Here is a 24,132-nt window from a genome sequence, read left to right as displayed (position 1 = left end):
TGAGTCCGTTCAAAGCCCGATGCCTCGCACTCGAAGCGCGCAACACGCGTTCTGTCGCGATGTTTCGTGAGAATCGTATAACTCTGTTACACCAATTGCAGATCGCAACAACAGCGTCTGCAAATGTAAAACGCTCCGCACATTCGGCCAATAACACCCGAATTTATGCCTCCGGCGATTGAGTACTTCTTTTTGCGGGCTATGCTTCACCGCAACATCCATAGAGAAGTTGCCCATTGCGATTCGGGGGAATCGGGACTTCGTATTTCGAATTCCCGAGAAGCGCGATTGGCAATGCCGCAGTGGACAACGCAATAGCTGTGTAGCCTTCCGTCGCTCGAGAGGTCCCGAGTGCGGTTCCCCGACCTAACCCGACCCAGCACGTCGCTTCGCCGTGCGCCAGCCAATTCAGGGCCTTTCCGGCCGGCAGCGGCGTCATTTGCAACGTGACGACGCAGAGCGTGTCGTTGATCGTTCTGCTTATCAACCTGTAAGGATCAGACCGGTGGATTACTACCCGCAAAATTCGCTCTATCCCGCCATCGACACTGAGCGCAGGCAGCTCAGTGCGGGCGCGATGCTCACGCTGATGCGTGACCATATCTGGGAAATCGTGGTGACGACGGTCGTCGTCCTCACGCTGGCCGTCACGTATCTGCTGATTGCACAGCCGATCTATTCCGCCGACGTGGTCGTGCGGGTAGACCCGCCCGAGCCGAACGCGCTCGGCCTCGCGTTGCAGAATCAGGACGTGCTGCCGCCGCCCGCGCCGTCGCCGGTGACGGAAGCGGCCGTGATGGAGAGCCGCTCGGTCGTGCAGCCGGTGATCGATCAATTCCGCTTCGACGTCTCGGTGACGCCGCATCGCATTCCGATACTCGGCAATATCGCAGAGAAGTTCGCGACGCCGGGCGAGCCCGCAGCCCCGTGGCTGGGCTTGAAATCGTTTGCCTGGGGCGGCGAGCGCGTGAAAGTGGGCGCACTCGATGTGCCGCATGAACTCGAAGAAGAAAAGCTCACGCTGATTGCACTCCAGAACGGCGCCTACGAGTTGCTCGGTCCGTCCGGCCAGATTCTGCTGACGGGTACGGTGGGCACGGAAGCGAAAGCGAATGGCGTGTCGATGCTCATCAAGGAACTCGATGCGCGGCCGGGTACGAAATTCGAGGTGATCCGCTGGAACGAACTCGATGCAACCAAACGCTTCCTGAATCTCGTCAAGGTAGGCGACAAGGTCAAGGACTCGGGGCTGCTGCAAATCCAGTACCGCGATCAGAGTCCGGAAAAAGCCGCCGACGTTGCCAATGCTCTGGGGCAGCAATATCTCGCGTCCGCGATTGCGAGCCGGCAACTCAACGATACGAAAACGCTCGCGTTTATCAACGGCGAATTGCCGCGCCTGCTCGCCGATCTGAAGAAAACCGAGGAATCGCTGAAGAACTTCCGTTCCAGTTCGCAGTCGATGCAGCCGACCAACGAAGCCCAGGCTTATTTGCAAGGCGGTCTCGATCTCGACAAGCAGATCGCGACACTGCAATTGCAGCGCACGCAAATGCTCGAGCGCTTTACCCCGCAGAGCCGCTGGGTGCAGAGCATCGACGAGCAACTGGCGCAATTGAAGGACGCGAAAGGGAAGTTCGATACTCATTTCAACGGCATGCCGGCGTCCGAACGCGAAAGCGTCGATCTGATCCGCGCGCAGAAGGTTGCGGAAACGATTTATCTCGGCATGGTTCAGAAGGCCCAGCAATTGCAGGTTCGGCGCGCCAGTACGACGGGCGGCGCGCATATTCTCGATCCGGCTATCAGCCCGCATCGCCCGGTCATGCCGCAGCCGGTACTCGTGCTCGGCGGCGGGCTGGTACTCGGTATCGTGTCCGGCGTCATGCTGGTTTTCGTGCGCCGTCATGTGATGACGGGCGTGACCGACCCGAGATTCGTCGAGCGCCGCATGAGCGTGCCGATGTTCGGCGAGATTCTATTCAGCCAGCAGCAGTTGTTGATCGATCGCAATGCGGCCAGCGTGGGGCACAAGTCCTTGCCGGCGTCTGCCGGGCGCGCCGATCCGCCGCTGGAGAGAAGCGCGCAGGAGATCCAGTTCAGCGCCGGTCACAACAACAGAATTCTCGCCGCGCGCTTTCCGCACGATTCCTCGGTCGAAGCGCTGCGAGGCGTACGTACCGCACTGACTCGCGATCTGGCGCACGCGCGCAACAACATCGTGATGATTACCGGGCCGACGCCCTCGGCGGGAAAGAGCTTCATTGCCGCGAATCTCGCGATTCTGCACGCGGAAATCGGCTCGCGCGTCGTGCTGATCGATGCCGATATGCGGCGCGGCCATCTCGCCTCGCTATTCAACGAGAGCAATCGCGGCGGGCTCTCCGAAGTACTGTCGGAACGGATACCGCTGCGCAATGCCTTGCGCTCGACCGGTATCGACGGATTGACGTTCCTGTCGTGCGGCGTACGCCCCGAGAACCCGGCGGCGCTGCTGATGAAGCCGCGGTTCAGGGAAATGCTGGAGCGTCTGTCGACCCAGTTCGATCTCGTGATCGTCGACACGCCGCCATTTCTCGCCGTGACCGATGCTTCGATCATTGCGAACGAGGCGGGCGCGTCGTTGCTCGTGTTGCGTTCGGGCATGCAAAGCGAGGAGGAAATCGAGGACACGGTCAGGAAGATGGAGCGCGCGGAAGGGCGTATTTCGGGCGCGGTTTTCAACGGTATTCCGTTGCGCCGCAGCACGAAGAATTATGACTACGAGACGAATTACGCGAGCGATTTCGGCGACGCCGACATGGCGCATCGAGCCGTGCACTGAACCGGCACAGGAATAGTTGCATGTGCGACAGCGCGTTAAACGGAGAAGCGGATGGTCTTTGCAATCAACGGAAAGTTTACTTCGCAGACCATGACGGGGGTTCAACGCGTCGCGTATGAACTCACGAGAGCGATGCAGATGTACGCGATGCCGGGCGACGAACTCGAAGTTTTCGTGCCGCAGAATGCCGTCGCGCCAGGCGCGCTGCTCGATAACCAGCGGCGCTTTCCGTGGCTGCGCGGCACGCTGTGGGAGCAGATTACGCTGCCCATCGCGGCGCGCGGAATCACGCTGCTGAATTTGTGCAATACCAATCCGCTTTTCAAACGCGGGCAGATCGTCATGGTGCATGACATGGCGGTCTACGACGTGCCGCAAGGCTTCTCGAGAAAATTCCGGCTCTGGTACCGGATCTGTTTCGCGTTTCTGCGGCGAACGCGTCCCATGATCCTCACGGTGTCGCGGTTCTCGAAGACGCGTATCTGCCACCACCTTAAGATCGATCCGTCGCGCGTGAAAGTGGTGACGCCCGGCGCAGACCATCTCGATCGCGTCGTAGCAGACCCGGCCGTGCTCGAACGTCTCGAACTGGGCAGGGACACGTACTGCGTGATCGTCGGCAGTCTCGATCCGCGCAAGAACCTGCAGCGCGTGCTCGATGCGATTGCGGAGCTCGAACATCTGACCACGGTCAAATTCGTTATCGTAGGGGGACGGAATTCGCGCATCTTTAGCAGCGATGGCGCCGCACATGCCGTGGATTCGAAGCGGATCGTGTGGGCGGGCTTCGTATCGGATAACGAGTTGAAAGCTCTGTACGAGAACGCCGGCTGCCTCGTTTTCCCTTCGCTCTACGAGGGATTTGGTCTTCCGCCTCTCGAAGCGATGTACTGCGGTTGCCCCGTCATCGCATCGGCACGGACGTCGATACCGGAAGTGTGCGGTGATGCCGCGATGTACTGCGAAGCGACCTCGGCGGACGATATCGCGGCGAAGATCTCGCAGATGATGAGCGACGCGGATCTGCGCCAGCAATACCGCGTGGCGGGGCAATTGCGTGCCCGCGAATTTCGTTGGGATCGCACGGCGAAGAAAGTGCTCGAAATACTTTACGAGCACACCGGCGACCGCTTGCCCGACCTGACGCCGCGCGCGTCGGCGAGTTGACTGACATGGACGGGCACGGAAATGAATCGCGTCAAAGTCCATCGAGGCCGAAGGCGGGCGCTGCGCACATTTGCCGCGCTTGCGGCGGGAGCGGTCGTTCCGTTGGCACGGACCCAGCCCGCTCTGGCACTGACACAGGATGCCCAGCGCCAACGTGCGCAGGCCCGTCTTATGACGAACCTGATCGGCACCAACGGCTGGGCCGGCTCGGCCGCCGACATAGAAATGTGGCGCGCGATGGGCATCAGTTGGGGGCGCGGTTCGGTGGGCCCCGGTCAGCCCGATCGGCCTGGTGAAACCATGCGCATCGACAGGACAGGCGCCGCGTTCGATAGCGACCTGCCGCCGGTGCTGATTCGCAATGAACGCAGCGGCATCGGCTCGTTGTTGATACTCGGCTATACGCCGCGATGGAATGCGAGCGTGCCGGGCGATTCGAATTCGGCGCCCGTCGACGTGGACGCATGGAAACAATATGTCGAGGCGGTGGTCCGCAAGTACTCTGCGCCGCCTTATAACCTGCGTTATTTCCAGATCTGGAACGAGGCTGCCGGCCAGTTGTCGGGCGGCCTGCCGCAGGCCACGTTCTGGCACGGCCCGGACTTCAGCAAGAATGAGAAGCGCTCGAAGCCCTACGAGCGCGCGATGCAGGACTACGTGGAGCGAATTCATATTCCGGCGGCGCGGATTATCCGCAATTACCACGCGTACGTGGTCTATGGCGGCTGGCCGGATCAGGGCGGTCTCGCGAATTTCCAGCAATGGCTGGCGTATCGCAGCCCGGTACTGAACGAGCGGATGCTCGACTGGGTCGACTATATCGACACGCACTATCTCGCCGTTTCCGATCTCGATGCGCTGTATCAGCGGTACGTGAAGAACGGCCCCGCGCGCGGTATCTGGCAAACGGAAATCGGCGACGAGTACATGAAGGACCCGCATTATCTGCCGCGCTATTTCTTCGAGTTTGCGGTATGGGCGCTGGAGAGGGATTGGGACGATGCGGACAAGTATGTATCGATGATCTATCACTGGGATGGCTATGAGCCTTTCCGTCTGACGCATCGCGGGCCGCCGGCGCGAACCTACAACGTCTCGGGGCGCAGCCTGATCGTGCTGCGCAAGACCGCGGGCGGCCATCTCGGCAGTTTCTCGAAGCCCGTGCAGTTCGGCCAGGGCGTGAGCGGCAACGCACTGTTCTCCGGTAGCGATCTCGTCATGCAGGTGAGTGCGAGTACAGGCTGGCAGACCGTCGCCATTGGCGGGCTCGACAGTGCGCGTCTGCGCGAGGCGCAGGTCGATTTTATCGATGCGCTCACCGGCACTACGAGTGCCGCGGAAGATATTGCATCGAACTGGGAAAACGGGCAGATGAAAGTGCGATTCAAAGTACCGAGCCAGATGAATGGTGCCGGCAATAACCCGCCCAGACATCTGGCTTATCTGGTGGTGCGCGGTGCCGCCTGAGCGTAGTCATGGCCCGGTCGCCGGTCGCGAGTATCCCGGATGCCGGTTGTCGGTGTCCCGAACCTGACGAATAGAGTCGAAACATCATGAAACACGTCACCATTGCAATCTGCAACTACAACTACGAGTGCTATCTGCGTGCGGCAATCGACTCGGCGCTCGCGCAGGACTATCCGGATACGCGCGTGATGGTCATCGACGATGGCTCGACCGACAGCTCGCGTGCGATCCTGGAAAGCTATGGCGACCGTATCACCGCCGTCTTCAAGAAAAACGGCGGACAGGTATCGGCATACAACTACGCCATCAGCTTGCTCGACACCGAGTACGTGATCCTTCTCGACTCCGATGACGTTCTGTATCCCGAAGCGGTTTCCGAAGTGATGCGCCTGTTCGATAGCGGTGCATGGTCGAAGGTGCAATTCCGTCTCGACGTCATGGATCGTCAGGGGGCCTTGACCGGCGCTTACGTGCCGCACACCGTGCCGCCTCACGACTGCACGAAGCTATTGCAGGGCGGCTGGCTCTATCCGTCACCGCCCGCATCGGGCAATGCCTACCGGGTCAGCGCGCTCAGGCAGATCTTTCCGGTTCCGGAAGAGGGCGTGAATCGCTATGGCGCGGACTTTTACGCGATTTACGGCGTTGCGCTGACCGGGCCGATTGGAACCGTGCCGAAGTCGCTCGGCGGCTATCGCGTGCATAACGCGGGAGGCGAAACAGTATCGTTCGCGAACTCGGAGCAACTGAACAAAGCGCCGAGGGCATTCAACATGCGATGGGCGATACTGAGAAACATCGCCAAGGACCGGCTGAATCTGGAGCTCCCGCCGACTTTCCATGACTTCTCGCACGAGAAGGCGACGTTCTGCTCGACCCTCTATCGCGCGAAGCTCCTCTCGCGCTGGCGCTGGATGCTCCACGATTCGAGCGGTTATCTGCATACGATCATTGCGAATCCATTCTGGGGCGTGAAGAAAAAGCTCGGCACGCTCGTACTGTCGAGCCTGTGTCTCCTGCCTTATTCGCCGCTGTCCGATTTTGCCGTGCGCTATATCGCCAACCCGCTCGCACGCCGGCGTGCGACCGGGCGTTGAAGGCTAGGAAGGAGACGGGAATGGATAAACGGGCGAGCGCCAATGTAATCGCGTTTGTGTACGGCGGGTATCTGATGAGGTACGTCTATCTCATCATCGTCGTGCCGTTTTATGGCCGGGTGCTAGGCGTTGCCGAGTACGGCAGGGTGCTCGCGTCGATGTCGCTGATGAACGTGATCTGGATGCTCGTGAGCTACGGATTCACTTTCGTCGGCATGCGCGAGGTGTCGAAAGCGCATTCGGCGGCCGAATGCAATTCGATCTATTCGCTGCATGTCAGCGCGCGGCTGATTCTGGGCGTAATCGGCGCGGCGATCGGCGTCGTGGCGACGATGAGCTCGCCGGTATTGTCCGAGCGGCCGCTTATCGGCCTGCTGGCGACGCTGCTCGGCATCGTCTCGGCGTTGAATCTCGGCTGGCTGTTTCAGGGCCGCCAGCACTTCCGTACGCCGATCATGATCGAGGTGTTCGGTTTTGCATTGAGCCTCGTACTGGTGCTGAGCCTGGTCAAAGGACCCGGCGACGCCGTGTGGGTCCTGGCGAGCCTGCTGATTTCAGGCATTGCGTCGTCGCTCGTTGCCTATGGCCTCGCGACTCGTCAATTGGGCTGGCCGCGCCTCAAGCTCTCGGGTGTCGTGCCGCTCGTGCGCAGCTCGACGATGCTGTTCTGCTATTCGTCCGGCTCCGTGGTGCTCACGGCATCCTCGACCTATCTGATGACGCTCCTGTCGACGCCTGCACAGGTCGGCTATTTCGGTGCGGCGGAACGCTTTGCGACGATCGGACTGAGCCTGATGGGGCCGGCTTCGCAGGTATTCATTCCGACGATATCGCGGCAACTCGCGAACGGCGACAAGGAAGGCGCGCGCGTTACGACGCGTCGCGGCGCGTTCCTGCTGATGGGCTACGGCATGCTCGTGCTGTGCGGCGCCTTGACGCTTTCGCCTTTTGTTCTGCCGCTCATCCTGGGCCAGGCGTTCGAGCCCAGCGCTCACGTGCTTCAGGTGTTCGCGTGGATGTTTCCCTTCGCGGCTTTCAACGAATTCGTCGCGTTCTACGTATTCGTGCCGCGCAAAAAAGACCGCTTGCTCGCCGTTGTCGGTGCCTTATCCGGGCTCGCCAATCTCTGCGCGGCACTGATTCTTGCACCGCGCTATGGCGCGATGGGCATGGCGACCGCGCGCGTGATCGGCGAGTCGACATTGTCCGTGATTCTGATGGGCGTATTGATCCGTCTTGAACTGGTTAGCCTGTTGCCCGGCGCCGAGCGTGCCATGGAGCGGGTGCGGATTGCATTCGGTTTGCACACACAGGCGCAGGCGGGCAAAGAAGATTGATGTGGTGAAGGATGTCTGGGGGTTCGATTGGAAAGTCACAGGAGGTCGAAGTGAAAGTCGCTATTGTTCACGATTGGCTGGTGGTCTCGGGCGGCGCCGAGAAAGTATTGAAGAACATCATCGAGTGCTTCCCGAATGCGGACATCTTCTCGATTGTCGATTTTCTCGAAGACCGCGAGTGCGTAAAGGGGAAATCGGTCAACACGTCGTTTATCCAGAGAATGCCGTTCGCGAAGAGACGTTACCGCGCTTATCTGCCGCTGATGCCGCTGGCGATCGAGCAGGTCGATCTGTCCGGCTACGATCTCGTGATTTCGAGTTCGCACGCGGTGGCAAAGGGCGTGTTGACCGGACCGAACCAGGTGCATATCAGCTACGTCCATTCGCCGATCCGCTACGCGTGGGATTTGCAGCATCAGTATCTGCGTGAATCGCACCTCGACACGGGCGTTCGCTCGGTGCTGGCGCGCGTGCTGCTGCATTACATTCGCGGCTGGGATTCGCGCTCGGCGAACGGCGTCGATTATCTCGTCGCCAATTCGCAGTTCATTGCGCGGCGAATCAGAAAGGCCTATCAGCGCGATGCCACGGTCATTTATCCACCGGTCGATCTCGCCAATATGAAGGTTCGCATGCAGAAGGACGACTTCTACGTCACGGCTTCGCGCATGGTGCCTTACAAGCGCATCGATCTGATCGTGCAGGCGTTTTCGCAAACGCCCGAGCGCAGGCTCGTCGTGATCGGCGATGGCCCCGAGATGAAGAAGATCAAGGCTGTGGCCGGAGAAAACGTGGAGATTCTCGGCCATCAGCCATCCGATGTTCTGATCGACCATTTGCAGCGCGCTCGCGCATTCGTGTTCGCGGCCGAGGAAGACTTCGGTATTTCCGTCGTGGAAGCACAGGCATGCGGTACACCGGTTATCGCATTCGGCCGGGGCGGAGCACTCGAATCGGTGGTGGGCTTGCCGCTCGAGCGGGCCACCGGCGTGTTCTTCAACGCACAAACGGTGGAATCGTTGCTCGAAGCGGTCAGCCGGTTTGAAGACAACGCGGGCGTATTCGACCCTCGTCGGTGCCGCAGGAACGCCGAGCGTTTCTCATCGGAGAACTTCAAGAAATCGCTCAAGGGTTTTGTCGAGTCGCGGCTTCCGGGTGCCTGTGTCGAACAGGCTTTGCCACCTGCACCGAGCGCGCCGCGCCCCGTCGAAGAACGTCATCTCGCCGACCTCGCCGACGTTACTACGCCCTGAGATTGAGCCGGGCGTTGCTGCACGACGCTCGCCCTGCGGCGCGTACGCGGATCGAACGCGAACACGGAAGCAGTGAGCGGGCGTGCCGCAAGCAGCAGTGAGATCACCAGAGAAAGAATCAGAACATTCGACGGCGACACCAGCCGATGTTCGGTGGCCGACATCACGAGCAGGCACACCGACGATATTTCGACGAAGCGGAAAGCCGCGAAATTACGCCCGCCATCGACAAGGGCCGCGAACGCCGCGCCCTGTTTGCTCCACTCGACCAGCTTCCAGTAGAACGCCAGTATCAGCGTCAGGCCCACCACGCCGAGTTCGGCGAGGATGTTCAGATAAGAGTTGTGGGCGTGGGAGTCGCTATGTTCAATGATGACGTCGGACGGAACGCCGAGTAGATGAAAGTACGAGGCGACGCTGCCGATATGGTCGTCGAACGAGCCGAAGCCGAGACCGACAATCGGGCTCTGTTCGAAATAGGTGAGTGCGCGCGGCCACAGCCATTCGTAGCGAATGTCCAGATTGGCGACCTTTTCGTCCTGATTGTGGATCGAGAACGTGTAGCCCATGTAATCGACGGTCGGATCGGTATGGTGGATCGCCATCGCGAGCGAACCGGCCAGCATGGCGGCGACCAGCGAAGCCAGAATCCAGCGTTTGCGGCCAAAGTACAGATACGGAAGGATCGCTGCCGCACCGAGCAGCGAGCCCCGGCTGTAGGTGGAAAACAGCATGAGCGCATTGCAGGCGAGCAGCGCGACGAGCAGCTTGCTGCGCTTTTGCAGGTAGCACGCGACACCGAGGCAGAACAGCATGGCGAAGAAGCCGCCAGCCGCATTACGGGCGATGAAGTAGCTGCCGAACGTATCGGCGGGATGCGTGAAAATGCCGATCAGGCCGTTTTCGACAATGTAGTAAGCGTAGAGCGGCAGATTGATGAGAACCGCGAACGTGAAGAACGTGCGCAGTACTTTGTTCAGATCCCAACGGTGCGCATACAGACAACCGGCAAAAATGGGTGCATACGAAATGAAGAAATTGCCGTCGCGGCGGTAAAAATCGAACTCCAGAAAGGACCGCGGATCGTAAAGCAGCGTCGAGGCAATGACGAAAAGCGTGAACGCGGTAAACGGTGCCATAAACGCAGGATAGCTACGCCCATAGAAGCGCCATGAGCAGAAGATAAGGGGCACGAAGCCAATTGCACTGATCGGCACGAAATTGGTGACGGTCAGAAAAAGTGCGAGCAGTGAGATATAGGCCATTGCAACTCCGGAAAACAGTAGCGCGCCGTTCGATGAGCTGGCGATACGCTGGATGACGGCGTGAACATGAAGCAGGATGCTGGCGTTGCACCGGCGAAAGACACGATAGGTGTCCGTCTTTGACATGAACTTTGACACGAATGTGTCGAGACGTTCATCTGAACGGTAGCACGTGTAGGTGATGATTTCCAATCTTCAGCGTGCTGTCTGCAACAGGAATGCAAGCTCGTTCGTATTCCTCGCAATCGGAGACCGCAGCCAGAGCCAAAACTTCCACGGTTCGCGCCAGAACGGCTTATTTCAGTATCGGCTGACTATGATGGGACACATCGGGGCGCGATGTGTCGCGAATGTCGCGATCAGTATCGTGAACATCGTTGCCTCACTTGTTCTTTCGGTTTTTTCGTTATCCGGTCGTCGTCGAACAGACGGCAGCGATCCGGCCACGCGGTTCTGCGTATTTCCCGAACGAGCCGGACTCCATACCGGCATCTGTCTTTCACTGCGAACTGAGCGGCTGGTCGGGTCTGTCCGACGCGGACGTCCTGTCATTAATCACACAAGAAGGCATCGAGACGATTCACGTCGCAGCGCGTCAGGCGCTCGCGTCGACAGAGAATCGTGCGCGAGCCGGCTTCGATGGCGAGGAGTTACAGATGAGTAAGGTTGGCGCGGTGGCAGCTACAAGAGATACCGATGCGACGCTGCAGCACGAGGTCGATATTCCTCCTCTCGTGCCGGTGATTCTGGCCGGCGGTTCGGGCACGCGGCTGTGGCCTGTGTCGCGAGAACAGTTTCCGAAGCAGTTGATCGATGTGATCGGCAATCAGACCTTGCTGCAGGCCACGATGGGACGCATGGCCGGCTTCGAGGGCGCATGGGATGTCGCGGACGATCCGGTGATCGTCTGTGGTGCCGAGCATTATTTCGCTACGTGCGAGCAGGCGCGCGAAATCGGCGTGAATGCACGCATCGTGGTCGAACCCGCGCGGCGCGACACCGCGCCAGCACTGACGCTCGCGGCACTGGCCGCATGCGCCGACAACGAGGACGCGATTCTGGTCGCCATGCCCGCGGACCATGCCATAGCGAATCTCGATGCGCTTCACCACGCGATTGGCATCGCGGCGACTCACGCGCAGGAGGGCGCCATCGTCACGCTCGGTGTGCCGCCTGAGCGTCCCGATACGGGGTTCGGCTATATCCGTCTCGGCGGTGCCTTGAAGGATGGCGCGCGCCATATCGAACGATTCGTCGAGAAGCCTGCGGTGGAACTTGCGGCGCAGTATGTCGGCTCCGGCAATTACTGGTGGAATAGCGGCATTTTCGTCGTGCGTGCGTCGATCTGGCTCGAGGTCATCGGGCAATGCCAGCCGGAAATGCATGCCGCCTGCGTGCAGGCCTATCGCAATGCCAAACAGACCGAAGAATGCCTGATGCCGGAAGCGGCCGAGTTCTTGCGCTCGCCCGCCGATTCGATCGATTACGCGGTGATGGAGCAGCTCGGCAAGCCCGGCTCGACATTCACCGGCATTGTGGTGCCGCTCGAAGCGGGCTGGTCCGATCTCGGCTCGTGGGATGCGGTATGGCAAGCGATGGAGAAGGACGAATGCGGCAACGCTTCGAATGGCCGCGTGCTGTTCGAAGGCGCGACCGCGACCTATGCGCGCTCCCAGGGCGGCCGGCTGGTCGCCTGTGTCGGCACGGACAACCTGGTCGTGATCGAAACCGACGACGCGGTGCTCGTCGCGGATCGCGCGCACGTGCAGGACGTCAAGGAGCTTGTGTCGCGTATCCGGCGCGAGAAGTCGCCGGAAGCGGACACGCATAGAAAAGTCCGTCGTCCATGGGGCTTTTACGATTCCATCGATCAAGGCGGGCGCTTTCAGGTGAAGCGCATCGTCGTCAGCCCGGGGGCGCGTCTGTCGCTGCAAATGCACCATCATCGCGCGGAGCACTGGGTGGTGGTGAGCGGAACGGCATTGGTCACGCGCGGAGACGAGCAGTTTCTGCTCGGCGAAAACGAGTCGACCTATATTCCGCTCGGTATTCGTCATCGGCTCGAAAATCCGGGCCGCGTGCCGCTGCAGATCATCGAGGTGCAGTCCGGTACCTATCTCGGCGAAGACGACATCGTCCGCTTCGACGACAAGTATGGGCGTTGCGGCTAATGCGCTGGAGTCGAACGGAACCGCACCCTCAGGAGGCTGCAATGCGATTGCTGACTGGTCTACTGGCGAGATGTTTCGACGTGGCGATGATCGTTGCGGGCGCTTTCGCGGCCTCGCAGATTCGCTTCGACGACGGCTCGCAACGGAGTTTCTACTTTGCGTTCGTCGCGTTTGCCGCAGCGTTTTCTCTTGCCGTGTTTCCGGCGCTCGGCGTCTATGACTCATGGCGCGGCCGCTCGAAGAGAGCACTGGCCGGGCATATCGCGTTGAGCTGGCTTGTCGTGCAGGCCTGCGCAATGGTGCTGATGTTCTCGCTGCACCGGATCGATCTGGTGTCGCGGCTCTGGTTCGCGTACTGGACCGGTATTTCCGGGGCCGCGATGATGGCGGGCCGCATGCTGACGCATGCGCTGCTCGGCCACGTGCGCGTGGCGGGAATGAACTTGCAGCAGGTCGCGGTGGCCGCCTGCGGAGATCATTGCGACGAAATCATCCGCAAGATAGAGCAGTCGCCGGCCGCCGGGTTTCGCGCGAATGCGCTCTATAACCTGAGCGCCGGTTGCGGGCTCCCGACGGGTTCGTCCGTGCGCGTGTTCGAACGGCATGAGGCGTTTGCCCGCTACGTGCGCGAGCAGAACATCGGTGAAGTATGGCTTGCACTGCCGCTTTCGGAAGAGCGCGCGATTCTCCGGCTCGTCGCGGAGTTTCGTAACGATCTGATCAATATCCGCTTCATGCCCGACGTGCGCACGCTCGCGCTTTTCGAAGGCAGCATGACCGATCTGCTCGGTCTGCCGGCGATCAATCTCGCCGCGTCGCCGTTGCCGCCGAATGCGCTGGTGCAGAAAGACCTGTTCGATCGTCTCTTTGCGCTCTTTGCACTGATTGCGGTCTCGCCGATTCTGCTTGGCTGCGCAATTGCGGTCAAACTGAGTTCGCATGGACCGGTGTTTTTCAGGCAACGCCGCAAAGGCGCGGACGGGCGTGTCTTTACAATCTACAAGTTCCGCACGATGCGCTTGCATGAGCAGAAGGCCGGTGTGCTCGAACAGGCCACGCGCGGCGATCCGCGCATTACGGCGGTGGGTGCTTTCCTGCGCCGGACCAGTCTCGATGAACTGCCGCAGTTCTTCAACGTATTGCGCGGCGATATGTCCGTAGTGGGGCCGCGTCCTCATGCGCTCGAACACGACGATCTCTATCAGAACATCGTGTCCGGCTACATTCATCGCTATCGGATCAAGCCCGGCATTACCGGCTGGGCGCAGATCAACGGCTTTCGCGGTGAAACGGATCGGCTCGAAAAAATGGAAGGCCGTGTCGCGCACGATCTGTACTACCTGAGGAACTGGTCGTTCTGGCTCGACGTCAGGATCATTCTGGCGACGATTTTCAAGGGAATTCATCATCCGAACGCGTATTGAATGTTCGACATAGGCGTTCAATACGTGACACTGGACGAAAATAACGGATGGAAATAATGGGTAGGAACAACACCCGGACATTGGCGGACATAACGTGATGCTATCCGACGTTGAGAGTGTAGTGAGGCGATCCGCGAAGCGGGTCGCGCAATACCGTTTTCACCTCGACCATGCCGCGCAGGCGAAACGGGTATTGCAGCTACTCGAAGAAAAGTACGGCCGCGCCGATCCGGCGAACCTGAAGCTCGCGGACGCCTATGCGAGCGACGTGTTCGGCGACGCGATCTACGCGCCGTGGCTGCGTGTCTACACGGCATTCAACGGCGCGTTCAAGGAAGGCTGGATTCCCGACAACTACTATGCGACCGTGGTGATGCCGTATATGAAGGGCGGGTACGGCAAGATTTCGAACCTGAAGCCGATATCGCAGCTGATCTTCGGCGGCGACGTATTGCCGGACCTCGCGTATTACGTCAATGGCCTGTTTTTCACGGACCAAAGCGTGGTCGTGCCGGCGCACGAATTGAAGGATATTATCTTCGAGCACACCGAGCGCGTGGTCTTCAAGCTCGATGGATCGATGCAGGGCAATGGCGTGCATATCTTCGACAGGACGAATTTCGACCCCGAGGTCATCCGCTCGCTCGGCAATGGCGTGATCCAGAAGTTCATCATTCAGCACCGGCTATTCAAGGCGTTCGCATCGAAACCGGTGGCAACGTTGCGTCTGACCACCGTGGTGGACGATGCCGGCCGTATTTCGCTTCGCGCGGCTTTCCTGCGGCTTGGAAGAGCGGACGATACGCATATCCTGATCGATCGCGAAGTCTGCGTGCCCGTCAAAATCGAAACGGGCGAGTTGTGCGACGAAGGTTATCTGGGCAACTGGGGCGCGGTCGAGGCGCATCCGGATTCGGGTGTGCGTTTTGCGGGCATGAAGCTGCCTGCATTTGCGCAGTGCGTCGCGACCGTGTTGAGACTGCACGGAAAGATTCCGTTTGCGCGTTGCGTCGGATGGGATGTGACCGTCGATGCCGACGATCGCGTGCAGGTCATGGAGTGGAACGGCGAGCACAACGACGTGAAGTTCAGCGAGACCACGCAAGGGCCCTGTTTTATGGGGCTGAACTGGGAGAAGCTGCACGCCGCGCCCGGGTTTTCACCGCGGGCGGGCAGCCAGGGCAGAACGCCCTAGTCGGTAGGCGGGGAAAGCGTGTCATGCGGAAAGCGGCACGTCCTCGATCAATTCGGCCTTGACCACGCGAATCCTGCGGTCGACAAAGTACCCGCCGCCTTCGACATAGCGTAGATAAAGACGCGCGCACAACGAGCATTGCCACACACCGCAACGGTTGTAGGGGAAATAGCGCGGGGCGATAGGCGCGTCCGCGGACCAGTAAGTGGTTTTATTCGGCAGGTACTCGCTGAAGGTCGGCTCGGGATCGTCTTCCGGCATCAGCGTGCCGACTTCCTCGAATAGCGTTTCATCGAGCGAGAGCGGCTGCGATTGCCAGCCGTCGAGCGGCGTACGGGTGCATTCGCAAGGCTCGCCGGCGCGCGGCTGTTGTTGCGCGGCGCGCGCGAGGGCGAGCAGGGCGGCGGCGTTCAGTTGTTGCACCATGTGGCGGTTGGCAGGTGGTTCATGATCCGGTCATCATCCGGTCCCGTTGCGCGGCGACCCATGCGCGGTCGAAAGTACCGTTCGCAATCGACGCGAGTGCGGCCGTTTCTTTCGCCTGCTGTTGTCGCGCGCCTTCGATGACGGCGTCGACGTCGGCGGGCGAAATGGCAAGCAGGCCGTCTTCGTCACCGACAATGATATCGCCTGGATGCACCACCATGCCACCTATCGTGACCGGCACGTTGATTTCTCCGGGGCCGTTCTTGTAGGGACCGCGATGCGTGACGCCGCGCGCGTACACCGGAAAGTCGCGTTGCTGCAGCGCGCCGACGTCGCGAATCGCGCCGTCGATCACGAGACCCTGCACGCCGAGGCTTTCCGCGTACGTCGCCATGATTTCGCCCATCAGCGCCTGCGTGAGATCGCTGGCGCCGTCGATAACGAGCACGTCGCCGGGCCGGCAGAACTCGAACGCACGGTGAATCGCGAGATTATCGCCGGGGCGGGTATGGATCGTGAGCGCCGTGCCGGCCAGCGGCTTCGGCCGATGAAACGGCCGCAAGCCGATCGCGCCGCTCGCTCGCGCCATGTTGTCGCTGAGCAGCGATACCGCGAGTTCGCGCAAAGCCGCGAGCGTGGCCGGACTCGCTTGCGGCGCGCATTCGTATTCTCGCCATCCTGCTGGATTCATGCGCTTGCTCCCTGTGCTGCGAATGGTTGAAATTGTCGATCGAGTTGCCGCGACAGCCGTGCATACACACTGCGCGCGTTGTCTTCGTAAATACGTTGCCGGTCGGCGTCGCTGAGCCATTCGATCGCATCGATATAGCGGCGCGTATCGTCATAGTAGTGGCCCGTGCGCGGATCGATGCCTTGCACCGCGCCGATCGTTTCCGACGCAAACAGAATGTTCTCGACCGGAATCACTTTCGCGAGCAATTCGGCACCGGGCTGGTGGTACACGCAGGTATCGAAGAACACGTTCTTCAGCAGATGCTCTTCGAGCAACGGCCGTTTCATGTCCTGAGCGAGTCCGCGATAACGCCCCCAGTGATAGGGCACTGCGCCGCCGCCGTGCGGAATGATGAAGCGCAGCGTGGGGAAGTCCGCGAACAGATCGCCTTGCAGCAATTGCATGAATGCCGACGTATCGCCATTGAGGTAATGCGCGCCGGTGGCATGGAAGTTCGGATTGCACGACGACGATACGTGAATCATCGCCGGCACGTCGAGGTCCACCATCGCTTCGTAAAGCGGATACCAGTGGCGGTCCGTAAGTGGCAGGCCGCTCCAGTGTCCGCCTGACGGGTCGGGGTTCAGATTGCAGCCGATAAAGCCGAGTTCCTCGACGCAGCGCCGCAATTCGCCGACGCAGTTCAGCGGCGATACGCCCGGTGTTTGCGGCAACTGGCACACGCCGACGAAGCGACGCGGGAACAGTTCGCAGACGCGATGCACGAGATCGTTGCATTCGCTCGACCACTGCGCGTTCGCTTCGGCGCCGGCGAGATGATGGCCCATGCCCGCCGCGCGCGGCGAGAAAATCGTCAGATCGGTGCCGCGTTCGCGTTGCACGCGCAATTGGCCGTTTTCGATGCTTTCTCGAATCTCGTCGTCGCCGATAAACGGCCGGGGCGGCGGCGCGGCGCCGTCCTTGAGCGCAGCGATCTGCTGCGCGCGCCACGCTTCGTGTTGCGGCGGAGAGGTCGTGTAATGACCGTGGCAATCGATAATCATAGTGGGCAGTACCTTTGCGGTTGCGTGCGATTCAGGTTCACGGCGCGGCATTGCCGGCCGCGAGCGATGCGTCTTCGTCGTCGGCCGGTGTCACGCGCATCACGAGGGCGATGATCGTCGCGACGACGAGAAACGCCGCGATCGTCAGCAAGGCGAGCTTGAAATTGCCGGTCGCGTTACGCACGATTCCGATGCTCCACGGTCCGACGAGGCCGCCGAATTGCGCGATCGTGTTGATGAGCGCGATGGTTGCCGCGCCCGCCGCGCCGGTTCGGAACGACGACGCGAGACTCCAGAACAGCGGATTGCCCGCATAGATGAAGAGGCCGGTCACGCACAGCAGCGCATAAGCGATCGCGGGGCTCGGCGCATAGGCGCTGCCGGCAATGGCGAGCGCACTCATGCCATACACGAACGCGAGATGTTTCTTGCGGTCGCCCGTGCGATCGGAACTGCGGCTGATGATGAACGTGCCCAATACACCGAGCAGCGGCGGGGCGGCCGACAGAAAGCCGACTTCGATATTGCTCAATTCGCCAAGGCTCTTGACGATTTGCGGCAGCCAGAGGAAGAGCCCATAAATGCCGACCAGGGCGCAACCGAACAGACAGGCAAGACTCCAGACGCGGATGTCGCTCGCCACGCGCAGCAGCGGAAAATGCCGGTTACCGCCGAGCGCTGCGCGTTCCGCCGCGAGCGTCGATTCGAGCCAGTTCTTTTCCTCGCTGGAGAGCCAGTCGGCATCCGCGGGGCGCTCGGTCATGATGCGCAGCGTGACGAGACCCAGGAGCATCGCAGGCACGCCTTCGAGAATGAACATCCATTGCCAGCCCGCGAGACCCCAAATACCGTTCGCGTAGGTCATCAGCAGGGTCGAAATGGGCCCGCCCAGCACGGCGGAAAACGAGCCCGCGACGATATAGCCGCCGACCGCGCGCGCCCGATAACGCACCGGAAACCATTGGGTCAGGTAAACGGCGACGCCGGGCAGAAAGCCGGCTTCCATGACGCCGAGCAGAAAACGCAACACGTAGAAGCTGACGTCGTTGAATACGAACGCCGTAGCGGCGGCCACCGCGCCCCATGTCAGCAGAATGCGCGCAATCCAGATGCGCGCGCCGACGCGATGCAAAAGCAGGTTGCTCGGCACTTCGAGCAGCATATAGCCGACAAAGAAAATACTGCCCGCAAAGCCGAACACGGCCGGGCTGAAGCCCAGCTGCTTGTTCATGTCGAGCGCGGCGAAACCGATATTGATCCGGTCCAGATAGTTGACGAACATCATCGCGAAGAGCAGGGGCATCAATCGCCCATACACTTTGCGCATCGTTGCGGTTTCGTCGAATGCGGTCATGCTGTCTCCTGCCATGCAACGGCGGGCGCGGCCGTCGTTGCGTTTGTCGTATGTGTTCAAGCAATGGCTTTCGCCAATGATAGAAACGCATCGATCAGGAGTCCAAGAGTGCTTGCTTATGCTTGTATAGGCTTTTGCTTATAGTGTCGGGTCGGCGAGCGGTGGCGGCAAGCAGCCGAGAAAGGCGCACAGATGCGGCGAGGTGTCGTCGCTGCGAAAGGTGGCCGCGAGCGTGGAGCGGTACGCCGAGCCGGGGCCGGACAAATGGCGGAAGATCACGTCGGTGCGTCCGTGCCGCGCTACCGATTCGCCGATGAACGTTACGCCGAGGCCGGCCGCGACGAGTGCAATGGCCGTTTGTATTTCGTAAGCCTCATGGGCGACAAGCGGCGTTACGCCGGCATCGCGATAGAGCGATTGCACCGAGTGCTTGAACTGTGCGGTCTGATGCTTGGGGTAGAGAATCAATGGCGTATCGGCGAGATCGGCAATCCGCACGGTTTTGCGCGCGGCGAGCGGATGTCCCGCTTCGAGTGCGACCATGACCCGCTCGCGCAGCAGCGAATACGACGTGCAGCCTTCCACGGTCAGCGGCTGGCGGCCGATGCCGATATGAATGCGCATGTCGCGCAAGGCATCGGTTTGCTCCTCGGTGAGCATTTCGAAGAGCTTGAGTTCGACTTGCGGATATGCCGTGTGGAATTGCTTCAGCGCGGGCGGCAGCACGCTATACATCGACGAACGCGTGAAGCCGATGCTGAGCCAGCCGCGCCGGCCAATGCCGATTTCCTGCGTGGCGAGCGTCATCTGGTCCAGCGAGCCGAGTAGCTGGCGCGCTTCGGTGCACAGATAGTGTCCCGCTTCGGTCAGCATCAACGGCCGCCGCGCGCGGTCGACGAGTTGCGTGCCGAGCCTCTCTTCGAGCGAGCGGATCTGCTGGCTCAGTGCGGGTTGCGCGATATGCAGGCGCTCGGCGGCACGGCTGAAATTGAGTTCTTCAGCGAGAATCACGAAGCATTGCAGGGCTCTGAGGTTCATGTCGGTATTCCTGTCTCCAGTGGGGAAGGATAACCGGTGTTGTTGCGGCGGGTGCTATGGCGCGTGGGTATTGGGCGTAAGCGGTTTGAAGTGCTCGCCGTCGCTACGGTTCGTGACGATGTAGCCGTCGCGCTTGCGTATCTTCATGAAGAAAAGCGCAGGTGCAGTATCGGGATCGCCGCCACATTCGCGCGAGTGTTTTTCGTGAACACCGACGATGAAATAGCGCTTGCTGTCCGACACGTCGAATAGCAGGCATTGTGTGGTGTGGGTTGATAGGTGATGGGTCTGGGTAACGCTTGCGGCTTTGTCCGCGGCTTCATCCGCTGTGGTAATCGCGCGTGCCGATGCCGTGGCATGCGCGGCGGTGAGCAGCAGGCTCAGGGCCAATGGGCGGATCTTCATGTCTTTCTGTGTTACCGGATGGTTGGGTCTCCGGAAGTTATATATTTTTGAGGATGTAGTCCATGGGCCGTGGATAAATCTTCGACGAGGCGAGAAATCGCATCGGCGGCATCACGCTGAGCGGGCAAGTACCTCGCCGATTTCAACATCGTCGAATAGGCGGGCATGAGCGTCTCCGCTCGCGAAACACCGCACCACATCGGGGGGAACACGGGCATCACTGCGTGGATGAGGGCTGTCCCTTGTGCCGGTTCGCGCACTCCGACGTGAACGCCATGCTCGCCTGATCGGGCGTCATGTGCGGCGCGTCGGGGGCGTAGATCTTGGCGATGATCGCGTTGACGGCCTCGCGATCGGACGGGTCTTTATAGTAATAGGCGGCCTGCTTGAGCGCCTGAGCCTGGGTCTTTTTGTGCGCGCGCCACGAGGCGACCTGGCCGGCGATATCGCCGAGCGCGAAGCATTGATCGCTGACGGTCTGCGCGACGGCCTGAGCGGCCGGCTGTGCCACACACAGCGCGACAAGCGCGGATACGACTACGCGTTTCATTACCGGAATCCTGAGATGAGGCGGGCGACGGCGCGGCGACGGTGATTGCCGTTGCCGCGTTCGTATGGGGTGAAGAAAGACGTAGTGTATCGGGAAGTGGGGCGGCGCGCTTTTAGGCGGACGGCGGGGTGCGTTCAATCGGGTTGATTGAGCCTATTGCGTGCGACGAATCGACGCCGCGCGATAAAGCTGAGCAGGGCGATGATCGCCGCGATGCATAGGGATGACGCGATGAAGAGAAGCAGGATGCATGTGTCCTGAATGTCGAGGGCGTCGGGCTGGTAGTCGGCATATATCAAACGTATTGCGTGCCGAACGATTGCTGAAAGCCACGATGGTATGTCGAACGTGAAGTGTTGCAGAAGGAACCGGGTTAGCTGCATGCCGCCCAGGCAGGACAGCGCGAGTCCGGCGAGACACCCGCCGATAAGTGTGAGACGTTTCATCGGACTTCCAGGCGGCCGTATGCTTTCAGATGATCGCTACCCGGAATGGCGATATTCGGCTTGTGAGAGCGAATGTAGCGCTGCAGTCGTTCGAAGTCGTTGCCGTTTTTCACAGTGATGCAGCCGTCACTTTCGCGCATCGGGCCTTCAGGGTGAAGGCGAAAATTACCACGACGTATTCCGTCAATCATTGTGGTATCGCCGCCGTGAGCGTTCCATAGCATGAACCATTTTGTTCGGTCGGTGCTACCAAGGTATGTGTCACTCAGATCGTGCAACCATCCCAATCTTCCACCCGATTGACGGTCAACAATAAAGTACGTGCCAGGCGGAATAGCTCCAGTCATGGGGATCGAAACTGCATTGGGATTGTCTCGACCCTTACCATGACCCGAATAGGCTTCGATCATTCCAAGTCCCAAACAATAGAGGCTCGAAGTTTCACGGTTATTGAGTGCAAAGGTACAGAATACAGACATTTCTTCTTCGACTACAGAAATTGGATGAGTAAACGTCGCAGACGCAACACAGATCACGGTGTGTGACGGTGGCCACAGATGCACACTCGTTGCACAACGGCTAGCAATTCGGCGACTCTAATAGCTTGTCGATATTTGCGACCGTCGGCAAGTGCACGGGGGTATCGATCCGTGAATCTCGGTACTCGTCACTTCGTTCATGTCAGAATTTGAGCGAAAAATACCTGTGCTTACCATCTATTTTGAGTGTAGATAATGGGGGATGGCGACAACTCGTCCTTGAAGTCCAAGGCTATGCCGTATTGTTTTTCTCTTCTGATAAGAGTTAAAAATAGTCACAGATTGATTGAGACTGACTGGAGTTGCCCCTGTAACTCAGGATAACTACTATCGGCAACTCAGCAATCCCGCTGTAGTGCAGGTATCGACTTAAACCAAACAGCCTTCACGATTCCCGGGGCAGTTCAGATCGCCGCGATGCATAGGGATGACGCGATGAATAGAAGCAGGATGCGCGTGTCCTGAATGACGGTTATTGATCCTCTTCACAGCAATTATTTTTACATCCTGGCGTAAGCTGTAGTATGACCATCCTGCTGGTTTCTGCGTAGCTGGAAGGGTTTCCGAAGCTAACGTAATCTCAAAGAGGGGACAAACAGTCGTGTCTGGAACTGACGAAGGAAGAGCGCGCAAACCTTGTGCCGATGGCGAGAAGTCGACTCAATCAAAAGTGTTGCAAAGCGTTGCGAATCGAGTCCTAACTCTCAATCACATATCCATTGCTCCACGCCCCGAACCCCACCTCGACTTGCGACACCCCCAAAGAAAAAGCCGCTCTGCAATTCGCAGAGCGGCTTCGAAAAACCACCAGGCTCGCGGCCCAGCACCGGGCCGCATCGCCGAAAAAACTCAATGCCCGAATGATTCCGCCTTCGACGCATTCGCTTCCGCTACTTGCGGACGTGCTGCCTGTTTGATCAGCAGCGCGACACACGACAACAGACCGGCAACCGCGATCGTCGCGAAGATGCCGCTGAACGAGAAGTGGCGGCGCGTCAGTTCGGCCACGAGGAACGAGCCCGCGATGCCGCCGAAGCGGCCCACGCCGAGCATCCACGCGACGCCGGTGCCGCGGCCCGCGGTCGGATAGAACGCGGCGGCGAGTGCCGGCATCGACGATTGTGCGGTGTTCATCAGCACGCCGGCGATGAATACGATCAGCACGAGCGCGCCGACGTTGCCGGCCGCCTGGCCGATGAAGTACACGCTGAGCGCGGTCAACGCATAGCAGACCGCGATAACGCGATTGGCGTTGAAGCGGTCCATCAGCACGCCGGCCAGCACCGCACCGACGCCGCCGAGCGGGAACAGCGCCGAGATCAGCGTCGCGCGTTGCGGCGTGAGGCCGGCGTCTTTCAGCAGGATCGGCATCCAGTTGATCGACGCGTAGAAGATCACGAGGCCCATGAAATACGCGAGCCACAGCATCACCGAGCCGACGATGTACGAGCGCGACAGCACGACGCCGAGACCCTTGCCGCCGGTTTGCGGCGCGGTTTCGGTCATCGTGAATGCGCCCGCCTGCACGGCGTCGCCGGAAATGCGCGCGAGTGCCGCGCGAATTCGCTCGACCGGCTTCTGGTTCGCGACCATGTAGCGCACCGACTCGGGCATCTTCGTGAGCAGCAGGACCGACAGCAGGAGCGGCGTGACGCCGCCGAGCAGCAGGACGCTGCGCCAGCCGAAATGCGGAATCATCCATGCGGCGAGGAAGCCGCCGAATGCCGCACCGAGCGGAAAGCCGCAGAACATCAGGTTGATGACGGTGGCGCGGCGGTTGTCCGGGCAGTACTCGCCCATCATCGTGACGGCGTTCGGCATCGCGGCGCCGAGGCCGACGCCGGTGATGAAGCGCAGCACGGTCAGTTGCTCGATGCCGGTCGAGAATGCCGACGCGAGGCACGCGATCCCGAACAGCAGCACCGAGCCGAGCAGCATGCCGCGACGGCCGAGGCGGTCGGACAGCGGGCCGGAACCGAGCGCGCCGCACGCGAGGCCGAACAGCGCCGCGCTCAGCACGGGCGCGAGCGCGGGTTTGTCGATGCCCCATTCGGTGATGAGCGAGGGGGCGATGAAGCCGATCGCGGCGGTGTCAAAACCGTCCAGCAGGACGATGATGAAGCACATGAAGAAGATCAGCCACTGGAACGGCGAAAACGGGTGCTCGTTGATAAAGGTTTGAACGTTCACAGCGGTGCTGCGGTTCATGATGGTCTCCTGACTGCGAAAAAGCCCGACATAACGGGCGTTTTTTCTTAAGACCGTGTGCCGTCGGGTAGCGGCGCACGATGCCTGCACCTGCGGCGAACTGTTGGGCTTAGGCAATGAATCATACCCGCTGCGGTTCGCGTGCGGGAGCGTCGCCGGGATCGGCGTTTTGTTCGCGTGAAGAACGGTGATTCTTCACGCGAACGCGCGCCACTGTAAGTAATTTGAT

The 24,132-nt window shown here is 60.3% G+C and carries 20 protein-coding genes; 9 read left to right on the top strand and 11 right to left on the bottom strand.

What is annotated here, in order from left to right; genetic code table 11:
* Window positions 1–505 precede the first annotated feature (505 nt).
* The 6 genes from F3J20_RS20180 (at window position 506) to F3J20_RS20155 (ending at window position 9,145) form a co-directional block, all read left to right on the top strand.
* Window positions 506–2,824, top strand: coding sequence for a polysaccharide biosynthesis tyrosine autokinase (locus F3J20_RS20180; protein ID WP_206000447.1), 2,319 nt, complete (start codon window positions 506–508; stop codon window positions 2,822–2,824).
* 51 nt (window positions 2,825–2,875) lie between these two features.
* Window positions 2,876–3,991 carry a glycosyltransferase family 1 protein gene (locus tag F3J20_RS20175; protein WP_167284336.1) on the top strand — a complete coding sequence of 372 codons (1,116 nt, stop codon included), beginning with the start codon at window positions 2,876–2,878 and terminating at the stop codon, window positions 3,989–3,991.
* Between the two features lie 21 nt (window positions 3,992–4,012).
* On the top strand, window positions 4,013–5,458 hold the full coding sequence (locus tag F3J20_RS20170) for a hypothetical protein (RefSeq protein ID WP_167284335.1): 1,446 nt from the start codon (window positions 4,013–4,015) through the stop codon (window positions 5,456–5,458).
* Window positions 5,459–5,544: 86 nt separating this feature from the next.
* A complete protein-coding gene (locus tag F3J20_RS20165) occupies window positions 5,545–6,555 on the top strand; it encodes a glycosyltransferase family A protein (protein WP_167284334.1) in 1,011 nt (336 codons plus the stop codon).
* A gap of 20 nt (window positions 6,556–6,575) precedes the next feature.
* Entirely contained in the window at window positions 6,576–7,892 is a 1,317-nt protein-coding gene (locus F3J20_RS20160) for an oligosaccharide flippase family protein (protein ID WP_167039546.1), read from the top strand.
* 50 nt (window positions 7,893–7,942) lie between these two features.
* On the top strand, window positions 7,943–9,145 hold the full coding sequence (locus F3J20_RS20155; RefSeq protein ID WP_167284333.1) for a glycosyltransferase family 4 protein: 1,203 nt from the start codon (window positions 7,943–7,945) through the stop codon (window positions 9,143–9,145).
* Here F3J20_RS20155 and F3J20_RS20150 read toward each other — a convergent pair.
* Window positions 9,109–10,410, bottom strand: coding sequence for an O-antigen ligase family protein (locus F3J20_RS20150; RefSeq protein WP_167284332.1), 1,302 nt, complete (start codon window positions 10,408–10,410; stop codon window positions 9,109–9,111). The two genes, F3J20_RS20155 and F3J20_RS20150, sit on opposite strands and share 37 nt — an antisense overlap.
* A gap of 656 nt (window positions 10,411–11,066) precedes the next feature.
* Between F3J20_RS20150 and F3J20_RS20145 the strand changes: the two genes are divergently transcribed.
* The 3 genes from F3J20_RS20145 (at window position 11,067) to F3J20_RS20135 (ending at window position 15,200) form a co-directional block, all read left to right on the top strand.
* Window positions 11,067–12,581, top strand: coding sequence for a mannose-1-phosphate guanylyltransferase/mannose-6-phosphate isomerase (locus tag F3J20_RS20145; protein ID WP_167284331.1), 1,515 nt, complete (start codon window positions 11,067–11,069; stop codon window positions 12,579–12,581).
* A gap of 41 nt (window positions 12,582–12,622) precedes the next feature.
* Window positions 12,623–14,005 (top strand): undecaprenyl-phosphate glucose phosphotransferase, encoded by a 1,383-nt coding sequence (locus F3J20_RS20140; RefSeq protein WP_167284330.1) that lies wholly within the window; start codon window positions 12,623–12,625, stop codon window positions 14,003–14,005.
* Between the two features lie 97 nt (window positions 14,006–14,102).
* Window positions 14,103–15,200, top strand: coding sequence for a sugar-transfer associated ATP-grasp domain-containing protein (locus tag F3J20_RS20135; protein ID WP_167284329.1), 1,098 nt, complete (start codon window positions 14,103–14,105; stop codon window positions 15,198–15,200).
* Window positions 15,201–15,221: 21 nt separating this feature from the next.
* Here F3J20_RS20135 and F3J20_RS20130 read toward each other — a convergent pair whose 3' ends face one another.
* From F3J20_RS20130 to F3J20_RS20085, 10 genes are all read right to left on the bottom strand, one after another.
* Entirely contained in the window at window positions 15,222–15,626 is a 405-nt protein-coding gene (locus F3J20_RS20130) for a hypothetical protein (protein WP_167039558.1), read from the bottom strand.
* Window positions 15,627–15,645: 19 nt separating this feature from the next.
* Window positions 15,646–16,317, bottom strand: a complete 672-nt coding sequence (locus tag F3J20_RS20125; protein ID WP_167284328.1) for an RraA family protein — start codon at window positions 16,315–16,317, stop codon at window positions 15,646–15,648.
* The gene (locus tag F3J20_RS20120) at window positions 16,314–17,363 is read right to left on the bottom strand and encodes an amidohydrolase family protein (RefSeq protein ID WP_167284327.1); all 1,050 of its coding nucleotides are present in this window, start codon (window positions 17,361–17,363) and stop codon (window positions 16,314–16,316) included. Before F3J20_RS20120 ends, F3J20_RS20125 begins: the two co-directional genes overlap by 4 nt.
* Window positions 17,364–17,400: 37 nt before the next feature.
* Window positions 17,401–18,717, bottom strand: a complete 1,317-nt coding sequence (locus F3J20_RS20115) for an MFS transporter (RefSeq protein ID WP_167284326.1) — start codon at window positions 18,715–18,717, stop codon at window positions 17,401–17,403.
* Window positions 18,718–18,855: 138 nt separating this feature from the next.
* Entirely contained in the window at window positions 18,856–19,755 is a 900-nt protein-coding gene (locus tag F3J20_RS20110) for a LysR family transcriptional regulator (RefSeq protein ID WP_167039563.1), read from the bottom strand.
* 54 nt (window positions 19,756–19,809) lie between these two features.
* A complete protein-coding gene (locus F3J20_RS20105; RefSeq protein ID WP_167284325.1) occupies window positions 19,810–20,160 on the bottom strand; it encodes a hypothetical protein in 351 nt (116 codons plus the stop codon).
* Window positions 20,161–20,377: 217 nt separating this feature from the next.
* On the bottom strand, window positions 20,378–20,710 hold the full coding sequence (locus tag F3J20_RS20100) for a hypothetical protein (RefSeq protein WP_167284324.1): 333 nt from the start codon (window positions 20,708–20,710) through the stop codon (window positions 20,378–20,380).
* 134 nt (window positions 20,711–20,844) lie between these two features.
* A complete protein-coding gene (locus F3J20_RS20095; protein ID WP_167284323.1) occupies window positions 20,845–21,156 on the bottom strand; it encodes a hypothetical protein in 312 nt (103 codons plus the stop codon).
* Complete coding sequence (locus tag F3J20_RS20090) at window positions 21,153–21,566, bottom strand: DUF2778 domain-containing protein (RefSeq protein WP_345889903.1); 414 nt, start codon at window positions 21,564–21,566, stop codon at window positions 21,153–21,155. The genes F3J20_RS20095 and F3J20_RS20090 overlap by 4 nt, the downstream gene beginning before the upstream one ends.
* Window positions 21,567–22,544: 978 nt before the next feature.
* A complete protein-coding gene (locus F3J20_RS20085; protein WP_167284321.1) occupies window positions 22,545–23,903 on the bottom strand; it encodes an MFS transporter in 1,359 nt (452 codons plus the stop codon).
* Window positions 23,904–24,132: the final 229 nt, after the last annotated feature.

This window comes from Paraburkholderia sp. Cy-641, from assembly GCF_011752945.1.
In the GTDB taxonomy this organism is placed as follows: domain Bacteria; phylum Pseudomonadota; class Gammaproteobacteria; order Burkholderiales; family Burkholderiaceae; genus Paraburkholderia.
The sequence above is the reverse complement of the archived record's forward strand: the minus strand, read 5'-3'. Positions and strand labels throughout refer to the sequence as shown.